Annotated in this window: 13 protein-coding genes; 7 read left to right on the top strand and 6 right to left on the bottom strand. The window is 72.5% G+C overall.

Features of this window, described 5'->3' with window-relative positions:
• Positions 1-142: 142 nt before the first annotated feature.
• Positions 143-970: a SigB/SigF/SigG family RNA polymerase sigma factor gene (locus tag SNR22_RS19600; protein ID WP_320068057.1), complete on the bottom strand. Its 828-nt coding sequence runs from the start codon at positions 968-970 to the stop codon at positions 143-145.
• A gap of 469 nt (positions 971-1,439) precedes the next feature.
• Here SNR22_RS19600 and SNR22_RS19595 point away from each other — a divergent pair, with 469 nt between their 5' ends.
• Positions 1,440-2,186, top strand: a complete 747-nt coding sequence (locus tag SNR22_RS19595; RefSeq protein ID WP_320068056.1) for a hypothetical protein — start codon at positions 1,440-1,442, stop codon at positions 2,184-2,186.
• Here SNR22_RS19595 and SNR22_RS19590 read toward each other — a convergent pair.
• Positions 2,135-3,724, bottom strand: coding sequence for a phospholipase D family protein (locus SNR22_RS19590; RefSeq protein WP_320068074.1), 1,590 nt, complete (start codon positions 3,722-3,724; stop codon positions 2,135-2,137). The genes SNR22_RS19595 and SNR22_RS19590 overlap by 52 nt on opposite strands.
• Positions 3,725-3,868: 144 nt before the next feature.
• Here SNR22_RS19590 and SNR22_RS19585 point away from each other — a divergent pair, with 144 nt between their 5' ends.
• Positions 3,869-4,000 (top strand): hypothetical protein, encoded by a 132-nt coding sequence (locus SNR22_RS19585; protein WP_320068055.1) that lies wholly within the window; start codon positions 3,869-3,871, stop codon positions 3,998-4,000.
• A gap of 55 nt (positions 4,001-4,055) precedes the next feature.
• Here SNR22_RS19585 and SNR22_RS19580 read toward each other — a convergent pair whose 3' ends face one another.
• Positions 4,056-5,042 carry a pirin family protein gene (locus SNR22_RS19580; RefSeq protein ID WP_320068054.1) on the bottom strand — a complete coding sequence of 329 codons (987 nt, stop codon included), beginning with the start codon at positions 5,040-5,042 and terminating at the stop codon, positions 4,056-4,058.
• Positions 5,043-5,052: 10 nt separating this feature from the next.
• On the bottom strand, positions 5,053-5,532 hold the full coding sequence (locus tag SNR22_RS19575; protein WP_320068053.1) for a MarR family winged helix-turn-helix transcriptional regulator: 480 nt from the start codon (positions 5,530-5,532) through the stop codon (positions 5,053-5,055).
• Between the two features lie 163 nt (positions 5,533-5,695).
• Here SNR22_RS19575 and SNR22_RS19570 point away from each other — a divergent pair, with 163 nt between their 5' ends.
• Positions 5,696-6,226, top strand: coding sequence for a GNAT family protein (locus tag SNR22_RS19570; protein ID WP_320068052.1), 531 nt, complete (start codon positions 5,696-5,698; stop codon positions 6,224-6,226).
• A gap of 46 nt (positions 6,227-6,272) precedes the next feature.
• Here the strand turns inward: SNR22_RS19570 and SNR22_RS19565 are convergent, their stop codons facing one another.
• Positions 6,273-6,860 carry a general stress protein gene (locus SNR22_RS19565; RefSeq protein ID WP_320068051.1) on the bottom strand — a complete coding sequence of 196 codons (588 nt, stop codon included), beginning with the start codon at positions 6,858-6,860 and terminating at the stop codon, positions 6,273-6,275.
• A 146-nt stretch (positions 6,861-7,006) separates the two neighbouring features.
• On the opposite strand from SNR22_RS19565, the gene SNR22_RS19560 reads away from it, so the two are divergent.
• The gene (locus SNR22_RS19560; protein ID WP_320068050.1) at positions 7,007-8,851 is read left to right on the top strand and encodes a glycoside hydrolase family 15 protein; all 1,845 of its coding nucleotides are present in this window, start codon (positions 7,007-7,009) and stop codon (positions 8,849-8,851) included.
• Complete coding sequence (locus SNR22_RS19555) at positions 8,851-9,630, top strand: glucose 1-dehydrogenase (protein ID WP_320068049.1); 780 nt, start codon at positions 8,851-8,853, stop codon at positions 9,628-9,630. The genes SNR22_RS19560 and SNR22_RS19555 overlap by 1 nt, the downstream gene beginning before the upstream one ends.
• Before the next feature lie 124 nt (positions 9,631-9,754).
• Here the strand turns inward: SNR22_RS19555 and SNR22_RS19550 are convergent, their stop codons facing one another.
• The gene (locus SNR22_RS19550; protein WP_320068048.1) at positions 9,755-11,137 is read right to left on the bottom strand and encodes a glycoside hydrolase family 6 protein; all 1,383 of its coding nucleotides are present in this window, start codon (positions 11,135-11,137) and stop codon (positions 9,755-9,757) included.
• Between the two features lie 153 nt (positions 11,138-11,290).
• On the opposite strand from SNR22_RS19550, the gene SNR22_RS19545 reads away from it, so the two are divergent.
• Together SNR22_RS19545 and SNR22_RS19540 are read left to right on the top strand one after the other, a co-directional pair.
• Positions 11,291-12,253, top strand: coding sequence for an NAD(P)/FAD-dependent oxidoreductase (locus tag SNR22_RS19545; protein WP_320068047.1), 963 nt, complete (start codon positions 11,291-11,293; stop codon positions 12,251-12,253).
• Between the two features lie 223 nt (positions 12,254-12,476).
• Positions 12,477-13,811: a hypothetical protein gene (locus tag SNR22_RS19540; RefSeq protein WP_320068046.1), complete on the top strand. Its 1,335-nt coding sequence runs from the start codon at positions 12,477-12,479 to the stop codon at positions 13,809-13,811.
• Positions 13,812-13,822: the final 11 nt, after the last annotated feature.

Here is a 13,822-nt window from a genome sequence, read left to right as displayed (position 1 = left end):
CGCCGGGGCCCCCCCCGGCCCCCCCCCCCCCGCGGCGGGGGGCCGCCCCCGGGGCCCCCCCCCCCCCGCCCCGGCGCGGCGGCGCCCCTTCCCAGGTGTGCGGGTGGCCGGGCCCGCCGGCCCGGCCACCCGCATCCACGTTCTAGTACGTGCCGTCGAGCTGCCCCCGCAGCTTCGTCAGTGCCCGGGCCAGCAGCCGGGACACGTGCATCTGCGAGACGCCGATCTGGTCGGCGATCTGCGACTGGGTGAGGTTGCCGTAGAAGCGCAGGGTGAGGATCTTCTGCTCGCGCTCGTCGAGCGTGGCGAGCGCCGGTCCCAGGGCCACCCGCAGCTCGGCCAGCTCGAACTCGCCGTCCTCGCCGCCGAGCATGTCGCCCAGCTCGGTGGCCCGGTCGCCGTCGCCGGTCGGGGTGGACAGCGACACCGCGTTGTAGGCGCGGGCACCTTCCAGGCCCTCCAGGACCTCTTCCTCGGTGAGCTTGAGGTGGGCGGCGATGTCGGTGACCGTCGGGGAGCGGCCCAGGGTCTGCAGCAGCGTGCTGTTGGCGTCGGAGATGGCCAGCCGCAGCTCCTGGAGGCGACGCGGCACCCGGATGTCCCAGGTGCGGTCGCGGAAGTGGCGCTTGAGCTCACCGATGATCGTCGGGATGGCGTAGCCGGCGAAGTCGACACCGCGCGACGGGTCGAACTTGTCGATCGCCTTGATCAGCCCGATGGCGGCGGTCTGCGCCAGGTCGTCGGTGGGCTCGCCCCGGCCGCTGTAACGGTGGGCGAGGTGATTGGCGAGGGGCAGCCATGCCTCGATCGCCCGGTCCCGCAGCGCGGCGCGCGACGGGTGGTTGGCGGGCAGCGCTGCCATGGCGTTGAGGATGTCGGCGGCGCTGTCGGTGAGCGCTCGCGGGTTGAGCTTCTCGGTGGCGGCGGCCGGCGGTGTCTTCGTCTGCTCGCTCATCGTTGGCGCGGTCATTGGTGGTCCTCCCTGCACCTCGTCCGCGGATAAAAGACGTGACGCTTTGGTTTAACTTCAGATGGTCCGTTCGGGACTCACTTTAACCTGATCGGCTCCTGGAAATCTAGCTGAAAGTACGATGTACTTAAGGTTCTTCTGGCAACAAAACGCTCAAAAGCCGCATAAAGTTACGAAGATGTGATCGCGATTACCGTTTCGCTGGCCGTTCGGTTAGGCCGGACATGGCCGGTGGTGCGGCTTTCGGGGGCCGTTCGGCGTCAACCCCTGTCGGGTGGCCGGTGGCGGCCGGTGGGTCGACTCGGCCGGAAGGTCGGTCGGCGAGCGGAGGCGGCCGACCGGCCGATGCGTCGTCGGTCGGCGTCAGAAGGAAAGCCGACAGGCCGGCCGGGCTGTCGGCTTTCCGTTGTTGTCCCCGCTCGGGGCCGCCCGTAGCGTCGCGGAAAACCCCCGCTGGCCCGGAGGCATCGTGCTCGACCCCGCCGAACCACACCTCGTCGTGCACAGCCGGATGATCTACCTCAGCTGGCTTCCGGCGGACCCTGACGCGGTCGCCGCCCTGCTGCCGGCCGGCCTGCGCGCCGACGAACAGCGGCAGGTCTTCATGAACCAGTACGTGGTCGACGACGAGACCCAGACCTCCGGGTTCGGCGCGTACTCGCTGACCTACCTCGGCGTGTCGCTCGCCGCCCCCGACGCCGCGCAACGGCCCGCTGGCTGGTGGGCGCACTACCTCTGCTCCAGCTCCCGGGTGCGCGAGTACGCCGCCGCGCGCCGTGCCCCGGTCACGCCCGGCCGCACCTGGCTGGAGCAGCGGGGCGACACGCTGGTGGCGCAGACCGAGGCCGACGGGGCGCCGCTGATCCGGACCCGGGCCCGCGTCGGCGACACCAGCCACCTCATCCGCAGCGGGCACCACCGCTACCGCTACGGCGGGGGCACCGACCTGCTCAGCGGCGTCTACCCGTACGTGGTCGAGCCGGTGGCCCCGTTCGAGGTCGAGTCGGTGGCCTTTCTCGACCCGGATCACCCGGTCTATCCGCTACGTCCCGCGAATCCGCTGGTCATCACGTTGGGCTTCTACTCACCGCGCGCGTCGTTCGCGTACCCGGGGATGGAGAGCGTGCTCACCCACGGCCCGGCGGCGGTCGGGGGTCGGCCCGGTTACCAGGTCCCGGCCCACCTGGCCCGCAGCGGCCTGCCGTCCGGGTCGTAGAACAGCCGGTACGCGGGCAGCGCCCAGGCCCGGGTGTACCAGGGCAGCCGCTCCGGCCGGTGCGGGCGCAGCCGGCCCGGCGGCCGGGGCCCGACCCGGCCCGAGTCGTGCCAGTGCTGGAGGGCATCGGCCGCCGCGGTGATCGCCTCGACCGCCGACGCCGGGTCGAGCAGGTCGTCGTCCTCGCCGCCGTCCGGGTCCCGGTCCAGGTGCTCGCGCCACAACCGCAGCCGCAGTTCCCGGGCGAAGTGCCGGGCCCCGTCGCCGTGCCCGCCCGGGTCGAGCGGGGCCCGGGTGTCCGGGGTCTCGTCGAGTACGGCGCAGGAGAGCTCGCTGTCGTGCGTCCAGGAGCGGCGGTTGAAGTTGTCGCTGCCGACGCTCGCCCACATGTCGTCGATCACGCACACCTTGGCGTGTACGTACACCGGGTCGCCCGCGTGGTTCTCCACGTCGAAGACGTGCACCCGGTCCGGGGCGGCCTTGCCGCACAACGCCAGCGCCTGCTCCCGGCCGACCGTGTTCGGGGGCAGGGCGAACCGGCCGTCCACGTCCGGGTAGCGGGGGACGACGGCCACCAGATGCAGGTCGGGGTGGGCGCGCAGCGCCCGGGCGAACAGGTCGGCCACCTCGGCCGACCAGAGGTACTGGTCCTCCAGGTAGATCAGCCGCCGGGCCCGGCGCACGGCCTTGGTGTAGCCGCGCGCCACCGTGCGCTCACCGTCGGGGGCGAAGGAGTAGCGCGGGCGCACCGCCGGGTAGGTGCGCAGCACCTGGATCTGGTGCGGGCCGCACGGCGGCGGTTCGGGCGGCTGCTCGGGCAGCGGATCCGGGGTCAGGTCCGCGCCCCGCAGCCGGTCCCGTAGGTACGCCAGCGGGTTCTCCGAGTCCAGCGGCATCGGGTCGGTCCACCGCTCCCGGAACACCGTGTCGAGCGCGCCGACCACCGGCCCGCGTAGGGCGAGTTGCACGTCGTGCCAGGGCGGGGTGGCGCCGTACCGGGGGGACATCCGCACCGCCTGCCGGTCGCCGGCGTGGTCGGCGTCGTCCCGGCGGCTGTGGCACAGGTCGATACCGCCGGCGAAGGCCACGTCCCGCTCGGGCGCCCCCGGGTGGCGCAGCACCACCAGCTTCTGGTGGTGCGAGCCGCCGCGTCGGACCCGCTGGTCGAGCAGCACCTCACCGCCGGCCGCGCAGATCGTCTCGCTGAGGCTGCGGTTCTCCGCCTCGCTGAACGACAGGGTGTCGAGGTGGGAGCGCCAGAGCAGGCCCTTGACCAGCACACCCCGCTGGGCGGCGCGGCTGAACAACTGGGCCACGGTCGGCCCGTCCGGGCGCAGTCGTTCGTCGGGGTCGCCCCGCCAGTCGGTGAAGAAGAGGTGGTCGCCCTCCTCGAGCGCCTCCACCTCGTCGGCCAGCCGGTCGAAGTACGTGGCGCCGTGAATCAGCGGCTCGGCGAGGTTTCCGGTCGTCCAGACGGGTAACTCAGAGGCCGGGTTGGCGCGTTCCTCCGCAGTGAGGAACCAGTCCCGTAACGGCACGCTCCAGCCTCCCGAGGTCGACACCGTCCTCACGTTAGGGCCCCCGCGTCGGGTCCGCACGCCAACCGGCACTCCGGGTGAGCTGGCTGACGATCGGCGCGGCGCCCATCCGCAATCCGACGCGAACACCGAGGAGGCCGCATTATGCCCATCGAGACGACCGACGCCGCCGTGACCGAGTACCGCGAACAGCCGGTGGAGAGCGAGCGCGGGGCGCTGGTGGCAGTGTTGGTGATGGTGCTGCTGGGGGTGGCGGGGATCTTCGCGGTCTCCTGAGCCCCTCGGCGGGCGCCACCGGGGTGCACCCGGTGACGCCCGTCAGGTGCCCGCCTCAGGGACGGTCGCCCTGGCCCCCGGTATGCGGCAGCCGCTGCGCCGGGACCACCCCGAGCCGGCCGGCCTGGAAGTCCTCGAACGCCTGGATCAGCTCGTCCCGGGTGTTCATCACGAACGGGCCGTAGTGCGCCACGGGCTCCCGGATCGGCTGCCCGCCCATCACGTAGAGCTCCAGGGCAGGGGTGTTCGAGTCCTGCTTCGCGTCGGCGGTGAACCGCAGCGCGTCGCCCGGACCGTGGGTGGCGAGCTGGCCGGTGTGGAACGGCCGGCGGTCGGTGCCGACCGTGCCCCGGCCGGCGAGCACGTAGACCAGCGCGTTGAAGTCCGGCTGCCAGGGCAGGCTCAGCTCGGCGCCGGGCTGCACCGTCACGTGGGCGATGCTGATCGGGGTGTGGGTCGAGCCCGGCCCCCGGTGCCCGGCCACCTCGCCGGCGATGACCCGGATGAGCGCGCCGCCGTCCGGCGTGGTGAGCAGCGCCGACTCCCGACCGCGGATGTCCTGGTACGTCGGCGGCATCATCTTGGCCACCTTCGGCAGGTTCACCCAGAGTTGGAGGCCGTGGAAGAGGCCGCCGCTGGCGACCAGGTGCTCCGGCGGGGCCTCGATGTGCAGCAGGCCGCTGCCGGCCGTCATCCACTGGGTGTCGCCGTCGGTGATGGTGCCGCCGCCGCCCTGCGAATCCTGGTGGTCCATGATCCCGTCGATCATGTAGGTCACCGTCTCGAAGCCGCGGTGCGGATGCCACGAGGTGCCCTTCGGCTCGCCCGGCGCGTAGTCCACCTCGCCCATCTGGTCGAGGTGGAGGAACGGGTCGAGTTCGTGCATCGGCACCCCGGCGAAGGCCCGGCGGACCGGGAAGCCCTCACCCTCGAACCCGCTCGGGGCGGTGGTCAGGCGGCGGACCGGCCGATAGTTGCCGGTCTCGTCGAACCGGGGCAGGCGGGGCAGGACGAGGACGTCGTCGACGGTGATGGCGGGCATCTCGAACTCCTTATTCGCTGAGGGTGGACGAGGCGGCGCGGTCGGTGCGCAGGCGCCGACCGAGACGGTCGAAGACCCGGGTCAGGCAGGCGATCTCGGCGTCGTCGAGGTCGTTCATCAGGTGGGCGCGCACGGAGCGCAGGTGGTGCGGCGCGGCCTCGCGCAGCGTCAGCAGCCCGGCGGCGGTGAGCACCGCCTCACTGCCCCGCCCGTCCGCGGCGCAGGGCTGCTTGGTCACCAGGCCGCGCCGCTGCATCGAGGCGATCTGGTACGTCAACCGGCTGGGTGAGAAAACCAGCCGGCCGGCCAGTTCGCCCATCCGCAGCCGCTGCCCCGGCGCCTCGGAGAGCAGGACCAACACGTGGTATTCCGCGAAGCTCAGCTCGCTGTCAGCTCGCAGGTCGTCCTCGAGCCGGGTGAACAGCCGCTGGCTCGACTCGATGTACGCCCGCCAGCAGGCCATCCGCACGCTGTCCAGGCTCTCCGTCATGCCCGCAACCATAGCACTCTTTCAAATTTCAACAACTACGCCTGCGCTGGAGTTATGGCCGGCGCACGCCGGTCCCGGGTCACTTAATTCGGATTTGAAGGGAGTGGGTGGGGGAGAAGCCCGGGCGGGCATCCGGGCCGGCGGCGTGCCAGACTCCTGCCCCGTGGACCACGTCGTGCTCGCCGCCCCCGGACTGCTGCTGCGCCCCTGGCGGGAGGCGGACGCCCCCGACGTGCTGGCCGCCCTGCGTGACCCGGCGGTGGCCACCTGGAACCCGCAGGGCGACATGGACGAGGCGCGCGCGCTCGACTGGGTGCGGCTGCGGGCCGACTGGTCGGGTGGCGGTCACGTCTCCCTCGCGGTCGCCGACCCCGGCGATACCGCATTGCTGGGGTCGGTGTCGATGCACGGCATCGGCGGCGGGAACGCCAGCGTCGGCTACTGGACCGTCCCCGCGGCCCGGGGGCGGGGCGTCGCCACAGGCGCGGTTCGGCGACTTACCACCTGGAGCTTCGCGGCGCTGGGCCTGCACCGCATCGAGCTCTGTCACGCCGTGGCGAATGTGGCGTCCTGCCGGGTGGCCGACCGGGCGGGCTACCTCGCCGAGGGCACGCTGCGCCAGTCGTATCGCTACGGCGATGGCCGCCGGCACGACGAGCACCTGCACGCCCGCCTCGCCACCGACCCCGGCTAGGACGGCCCCGGGGTCCAGCCCCGGGGCCGTCGCCGTGGCATCGGCCTCAGCGGGCCGTCGCGCCCGTGGGCGTCAGGTGCATCCGGCCCAGCAACTGCCGGGCCTGTTCGGCCTGGTCGGCGTCGACGGTGACCGCGTACTGGCCGGCACGCAGGGAACTGGCGGACGTGAAGTCCCGCCCGCCACCGCTCATCGCGTGCGCGACCGCGCCGAACACCGCACCCCAGATCGCACCGACCACCAGGCCGACCAGGATCACCGCCACCCAGCTTCCGGTGGCGAAGATCCCGAAGAGCAGCCCGATGAAGAGGCCGAACCACGCACCGGTTCCCGCGCCGACCAGGGCCGCCCGGCCGGTGGTCATTCGGCCCAGGACCGTCTCGACCAGGGTGAGGTTCGTCCCCACGATCGCGGTGCGTTCCACCGGGAACCGGTTGTCGGCCAGGTAGTCCACCACCCGCTGCGCGGACGGATAGTCCGGGTACGACCCGATCGTCACGCTCGGGGCTCCGGCCGGTGGGCCGTGGCTGTCGCCGCCGGGCGGGGCGGGGTGGCCCGCCGGACCGGACGGGAGGTCGTTTCGGCCTGAGACTCCGGGTTGCCAGGCTGCGGTGGGGTTCGAGGATCTGGTCATGAGCGTCCTCCTTCGTCGACCTCCCGCGTTCCCCCGGGCCCCGACCGGTAACGCGCCACCTCCCCTCGGTCCCGGAGGTCTCCGGTCCGGCCGCATTCGGCGGTGCCCCGACGAATGCTGGTCGGCGCCGCCGGGTAGGCACGGACGTGAAGAGCGGACGGATCAGCGAGCACGGCTTCCTTGCCGACGGTCGCAGCGCGGCCCTGGTGGACCGGGCCGGCTCGGTCAACTGGTGGTGCCCGGCGCGCTTCGACGCCCCGTCGGTCTTCGGGCGGCTGCTCGACGACGACGCGGGGCACTGGTCCATCCGTCCGGAGGGGGACTTCACCACCGAACGCTCCTATCTGGACGACGCGTTGGTGCTGCGGACCGTCTTCCACACCCGCGACGGGTCGGTGGCGGTGACCGACGCGCTGGCGCTGGAGCCCGGCGCGCGCGGCCACGAGGTCGGGCTGCGCTCGCCCCGGGCGCTGGTCCGGGTGGTGGAGGGTGTCTCCGGCGCGGTGCCGGTGCGGCTGCGCTACCGGCCTCGGTTCGAGTACGGCAGGGTCAGCGCGTACCTGGCCGGGACCGCCGACGGGATCGAGGCGATCGCCGGGGCGACCCGGCTGACGCTGCGCGGCGAGGTGGCCCTGGAGTGCGGCGAGGGCGAGGCGGGGGCCGTGTTCACCGTCCGGGCCGGGAAGTCGTACGGCTTCAGCCTGGGCTACGCGTCGACGTACGGCGACGCCCCGTCCGCCCCGCCCGACGCCGCCCGGGCGGTGGCCGAGACGGTCGCCGGCTGGCGGTCCTGGGTGGGGCTGCACCCGTACCACGGCCGGTACCCGGAGCAGGTGCGGCAGAGCGCGCTGATCGTGCAGGGCATGACGTACCAGCCCAGCGGTGCGGTTGTCGCCGCGGCGACCACCTCGCTCCCCGAGGAGCCGGGCGGGGACCGCAACTACGACTACCGTTTCGTCTGGCTCCGCGACTTCAGCCTCACCCTTCAGGCGCTCTGGCGGGCGGCCTGTCCCGACGAGGCAACCCGGCAGTTCGCCTGGGTGGCTCACGCGATGGGCCGCATCGGCGACCGGCCGGCACCCATCATGTACGGCGTCGAGGGGGAGCGGGACCTCACTGAGCACCGCCTCGACCACCTCGACGGGTATGCCGACAGCCAGCCGGTCCTGGTCGGCAACGACGCGTGGAGGCAGCGGCAGAACGACGTGCTCGGGGAGATCCTCGACGCGGCGTGGCTGATGCGCCACTACCTCGACCCGATGGTCCCGGAGGTGCGGCAGCTCCTGCGCGCCCTGGCCGACCAGGCAGCCAGCGACTGGCACCGCCCGGACGCGGGCATGTGGGAGGCCCGCGACGCGAAGCGGCACTACGTCTCGTCGAAGGTGCAGTGCTGGACCGCACTGGACCGGGCGGTGCGCTTCGGCCCCCGGCTCGGCGACCATGCCGACGTGGCCCGTTGGGCCGCGGCCCGCGACGCCGTCCGCTCCGCGGTGCTCACCCGGGGGTGGAACGACCAGCTGGGCACGTACACCGGGGCCTTCGACTCCGCCGAGCTGGACGCCTCGGTGCTCATCATGCCGCTGGTGGGCTTCCTGCCCGCCGACGACGACCGGATGCGCTCCACGATGGAGGTGGTCGAGGCGCGGCTGTCCCACGGCGGGCTGCTGCGCCGCTGGGACGGCGACCCGGCCGGCTTCGTCATCTGCTCGTTCTGGCTGGTGAGCTGCTTTGCCCTGGCCGGGGAGCTGGACCGGGCCGGGCGGCTGTTCGACCAGCTCGCCGGCCGGGCTAACGACCTGGGCCTGTTCGCCGAGCAGATCGACCCGGTCACCGGGGAGCAGCTCGGCAACTTCCCGCAGGCTTTCTCGCACATCGGCCTGATCAACGCCGCCGGGCTGCTGACCGAGGCCGAGGAACGGCTACGCCAGGGCGCGGACCGCCCGCGCCGGACCGTGCCCACCGGCACGGGACGAACGGAGGGAGCACGCTGATGACCGGACGACTCGACGGAAAGACCGCCCTGATCACCGGCTCGGACTCGGGCATCGGCCAGGCCACGGCGATCCAGTTCGCCCGCGAGGGCGCCGACGTGGTGGTGCACTACCTGCACGACCACGCCGGAGCCGAACACACCCGGGACCAGGTGGCGCAGGCCGGCCGCCGGGCGACGGTGGTGCAATGCGACATCTCCGAGGAGTCTCAGGTCGAGGCGATGTTCGACGAGGCCCTGGCGGAGTTCGGCGCGCTCGACGTGCTGATGAACAACGCCGGGGTCGACGCCTCCGGCATCCCCGTGGCGGACCTGGACACCGAGACCTGGGACCGGGCCATCCGGACCAACGTGTACGGGGCGTTCTTCGCCTCCCGTCGGTTCGTCCAGCACCGGCGGGACCAGGGTGGCCACGGGAAGATCATCAACACCACCTCGGTGCATCAGGAAGTGGCCCGGGCCGGCGGCTCGGACTACGACGCCAGCAAGGGCGCGCTGCTGGAGTTCGCCAAGAGCCTGGCCCTGGAGGTGGCGCCGATGCACCTCAACGTCAACAACATCGGACCGGGCATGGTGCTCACCCCGTTCAACCAGAAGGCCATCGACGATCCGGCCTACCTGGAGGAGCAGGTGCAGAGTATCCCGTGGAAGCGGGCCGCTAAGCCCGAGGAGATCGGCCGGCTCGCCGTCTTCCTGGCCAGCGACGACGCCGACTACGTGACCGGCTCGACGTACTTCATGGACGGTGGGCTGATGCAGAACCAGGGCCAGGGGGCCTGACGCCACGCCCGAGCCCTGCGGCTGCGTCGCTCGAAGCGAGCAACCCCGGGCGGGCGGATCGTGCGATCCACCCGCCCGAGTGTTGTTCGGCCGTTGCGTGCGCCGCAGCGGGCTCCGGCGAGGATCAGGCGCAGGGCGCGCCGTTGAGGGTGAAGCCGACCGGCGCGGGCAGGCTCGCGCCGGAGTAGGTGCCCTGGAAGCCGACGCTGATCGTGCCGCCCGTCGGCAGCGCGCCGTTCCAGGCGGAGTTGCGGACGGTGATCCGTTCGCCGCTCTGGCTCCACTCGCCGTTCCAGCCGCCGGTCAGCCGCACGCCGGCACCGGCGGTGAAGGCGACCGTCCACGAGTTGAGCGCGGCGCCCCGGTTGGTCACCCGCAGCTCGGCGGTGAACCCGCCGGTCCAGGTGTTGGGGGTGAAGGTGACCGCGCAGCTCTGGGCCGGCGGCGGCGTGCTGGGCGGGGGAGTGGTGGGCGGCGGCGTGGTCGGGGGCGGCGTGGTCGGGGCGGGCGTGGTGGGCGCGGGGGTGGTCGGGACCGGTCCGGCGGCGACCGCCAGGTCGTACGCCCGCTGCGGGACGAACTGGCCGGCCGCGGCGAGGCAGCCGTCGGCCTCGCCGGGTAGCTTCACCCAGAGGTACGCGTCGATCGCGGCGTCACCGGTGGCGGTGGTGCTCGGCGTGCCGATGGCCCGCCCCGGCGGGTCGCACCACTCGGAGCCGGCCGGCCCGTTGCCGTTGCGGCTGGTGTCGACGACCGCCTTCAGCCGGGACACGCCGGTGGCGGCGATGACCTGCTTGGCGTACGCGACGGACTCGGCGGTGGTGCGGTAGTTGGAGACGTTGAGCGAGATGCCGTCGGCGCTGTTGGCGATGTCCGCCCCGGTCAGCCGGGACGCGATCTCGGCCGGGGCGAGCCACGCCGAGTGCCCGGCGTCGAAGTAGACCTTCGCCTGCGCAGAGCCGGCCTTGAGCTTCTTGCCGGCGTACGCCATGGAGGCCTTCGTCTCGGCCTGCTGGCCGGAGTTCTGGCAGTTCGTCATGAGCGGGAGCACATCGGGCTCCAACACGATGGTGGCGGGTCGCCCGGCCAGGCCGGCGGCCACCTGGTCGACCCACTGCCGGTAGGTGGCGTGGTCGGGCGCCCCGCCGCCGCTGGCGCCGCCGCAGTCGCGGTTGGGGGTGTTGTAGACCACCAGGATCGGGATCTTCCCCGCGGCGGCAGCGGCCCCGACGAACTGGTCCACCTCGCCGCGTACCGTCGAGGTGTTGGTGCGGGTGTACCAGCGGGCCTGCGGCACGGCGGCGACCCGGTCGCGGATCACCGCGGTCCGGGAGTCGCCCGGGTTGGCGGCCACCCACTGGGCGGCGTTGGTCTGCGGGTCGACGTAGAACGCGGAGTCGGCGGCGACGGCGGAGGCCGGGCCGAGAAGGCCGACCGCGACGGTCGTGGCGGCGGTGAGTGCGGTCGCGCCGGCGGCCAGGGCCGCGAGCGCCGGTCTGCTTCTCATGGACGTCCCCAGGGATAGATGGAAATGCGTGGAAGCGCTCCCACATGTTTCCGTCAAGGTACGCGCTCATTGACGACGTGTGAAGCCCCGACCGGCGCGCGCCGGCACGTCCATGCCCCCCCTGGCCGGCCCGGGAACACCTACGATCGCCGGATGGACGGGGACCAAAAGCGGGTCGTGGTGATCGGGGCGGGGATCGCCGGGGTGGCCTGTGCCACCGAGTTGCACCGGGCAGGAATTCCCGTGCAGGTCCGCGAGCGCGGTCGGGTGACCGGAGGGCGGATGGCCAGCAGGCGCTTCGACGGGCGGCCGGCGGATCTCGGGGCGGCGTACTTCACCGTCAGCGACCCGGACTTCGCCGAGGTGGTACGCGGCTGGGAAGCCGCCGGGCTGGCCCGGGAGTGGACCGACACCTTCGTGGCGTACTCGGCCCAGGGACGGCGGGAGGTGCCCGGCCCGATGCGTTGGGCGGCCCCGCGTGGGCTGCGATCCCTGGTCGAGTACCTGGCCGCCGACCTGCCCGTGGTGGTCGATCGGCTGGTGCTCGACGTCGAACGCGGGCCGTATGTCGAGGGGGAGCCCTGCGCCGCCGTGGTGCTGGCCATTCCGGGGCCCCAGGCGGCACTGTTGCTGGACCCGGCGCTCGCGACGGCCACCGCCGCTGTCGAGGCGCAGCGCTGGGCACCGACGCTGAGCGGCGTGCTGCGCTTCCCGACCCGGTCCTGGCCCGACTTCCGGGGTGCCTTCGTCAACGACCATCCGCTGCTCAGCCTCGTCTGCGACGACGGCGATCGGCGCGGGGACCACGCGCCGGTGCTGGTCGCGCACACCACGCCCGGGTTCGCCGCCGGGCACCTCGCCCAGCCCACCGGGGCCGGGGCGGCGCTAGAGCAGGCCGTCCGCGACCTGCTCGGCCTGCCCGAGCGCGCCGAGCACGTGCACGTGCACCGCTGGACGTACGCGACGCCAACCGTCCCCGGCGGGGCCGGGACGTACTACCTGGACGACGACGGAATCGGCCTGGCCGGCGACGCCTTCGGCAAGCCCCGGGTGCAGACCGCCTGGCGCTCCGGCCATGACCTCGGCCGGGCCCTGGCCGACCGCCTGCGTCCCTGAGTTTCCTGGTCCCCGCACGACGCCCCGGCCAACCGGCCCATCGGTTCCCCGGCCCCACCGGTTCAGAACCGGCCGCGCAACGTTCGTCCGTCCGGCCGCCGGTAACGGTCACACCCATTGTCCGTTGGCCGACTTGCCACTGACCGCCGCAGACGTTCGGGTGCTACCTATTTGCCAACGTTCGGCTGATCGGCCGAGCCAGCCGAGCAGAAGGAGCTCCCGCATGTTCCCGTTCCCCGACGAGGCGACCAGGAAAGCGCTCGACCTCGGCCGGCGCGAGGTGTTCCAGACCTACCGGGTGCTGATCGCCTGCGAACTGCAGCGGTTGCGCCCCACGGTCCAGGCGCTGCCGGCCGGGTTGCGCCGCGACCAGTTGACCGCCCGGCTCGACAAGGCCGTCGCCCTGGCCGCCGGGGCCTGGATGCAGCAGATCACGGTGCGCGGCGCGACGGTCGAGCAGATGGCCACCCTGTTCAAGGAGGTGCAGGACTCCCTCGACGGGGTCGTGCCGTCCGCCCTGGGTAATTCCTACCTCACCGCCGCCGTGGACGAGTTGAAGACGAAGATCGTCGACGTCATGAACGACACCAACAAGCCCACCCACGCCGCCGTCAACACCGCCTTCGCGCGCCTGTTCGGGTCGACCTCGATGCTGGCGAAGGCGCGTTTCGCGCAGACGGTCACGGCGCTGGAAGGCATGCTCAAGCGCACCGACGGCCGACGGTCGGGATTCGTCTACAACCCCTCGCTGCCCGCCGGGATGGCCGCCCTCGCCAGCGGTCAGGGTGACACCGCGATCATCCACGTGGGCCGCTCCGCCCTCGACGGCACGATGCACCCGGGGGAGCTCGCCGCCACGCTCGCCCACGAGGGAACGCACACCCTGACGGAGAACCCGACGGTCGACATCGTCTACCGCCACCGCAACGCCGCCTACTACCTGCCGGGCCCGGTCGGCCTGCAGAACGCCGCCAACTACGAACAGACCGTCTACGAGGTGCTCGGCCAGGGCGGCCCGTTCCCGACCGACCTCGACGTGGCCGCGATGCGGGGGCGCACCGCGCCCCGGATGGACTCGCTGCACACCGTGCTCGCGTCCCGGATCACCCGAGCCTGGGTGCGCACCTACGACTTCACCCGCCTCGACTTCAGCCGGGCCGATCTGCCCAAGCCGGTCGCCGTCGTGCTCACCGACCTGCCGCAGGACCGGGCGTACGCGCCGCTGCTCGCGGCGTACATGGAGGCACTGCACGCCGCGATGCTGGCGCTGATGCGGGCGGAGGGGCGGTTGGTGGTGCGGACCGAGGCGAAGATGCTCAACTACTCGACGGTGACCAACCTCGACGGCACCATCCGGTTCACCATCAACTCCGACCTCGCGGCCCAGGCGCCGGTGGCCCAGCTCCTGCACTGGATGCTCGACGCGCTCGTCGTCGAGACGAACTGCCAGATCCCCAAGGACACCACCCAACTGCTGGACCTCATCCTCGAGATCGAGAAGTACGACCGGGACAACTTGCACAACATGCTCCACGACTTCTACGACTCCTTCCGCTGAAATCGTCGCCG

The organism is Micromonospora sp. RTGN7, assembly GCF_033804645.1.
GTDB lineage: Bacteria > Actinomycetota > Actinomycetes > Mycobacteriales > Micromonosporaceae > Micromonospora.
The sequence above is the reverse complement of the archived record's forward strand: the minus strand, read 5'-3'. Positions and strand labels throughout refer to the sequence as shown.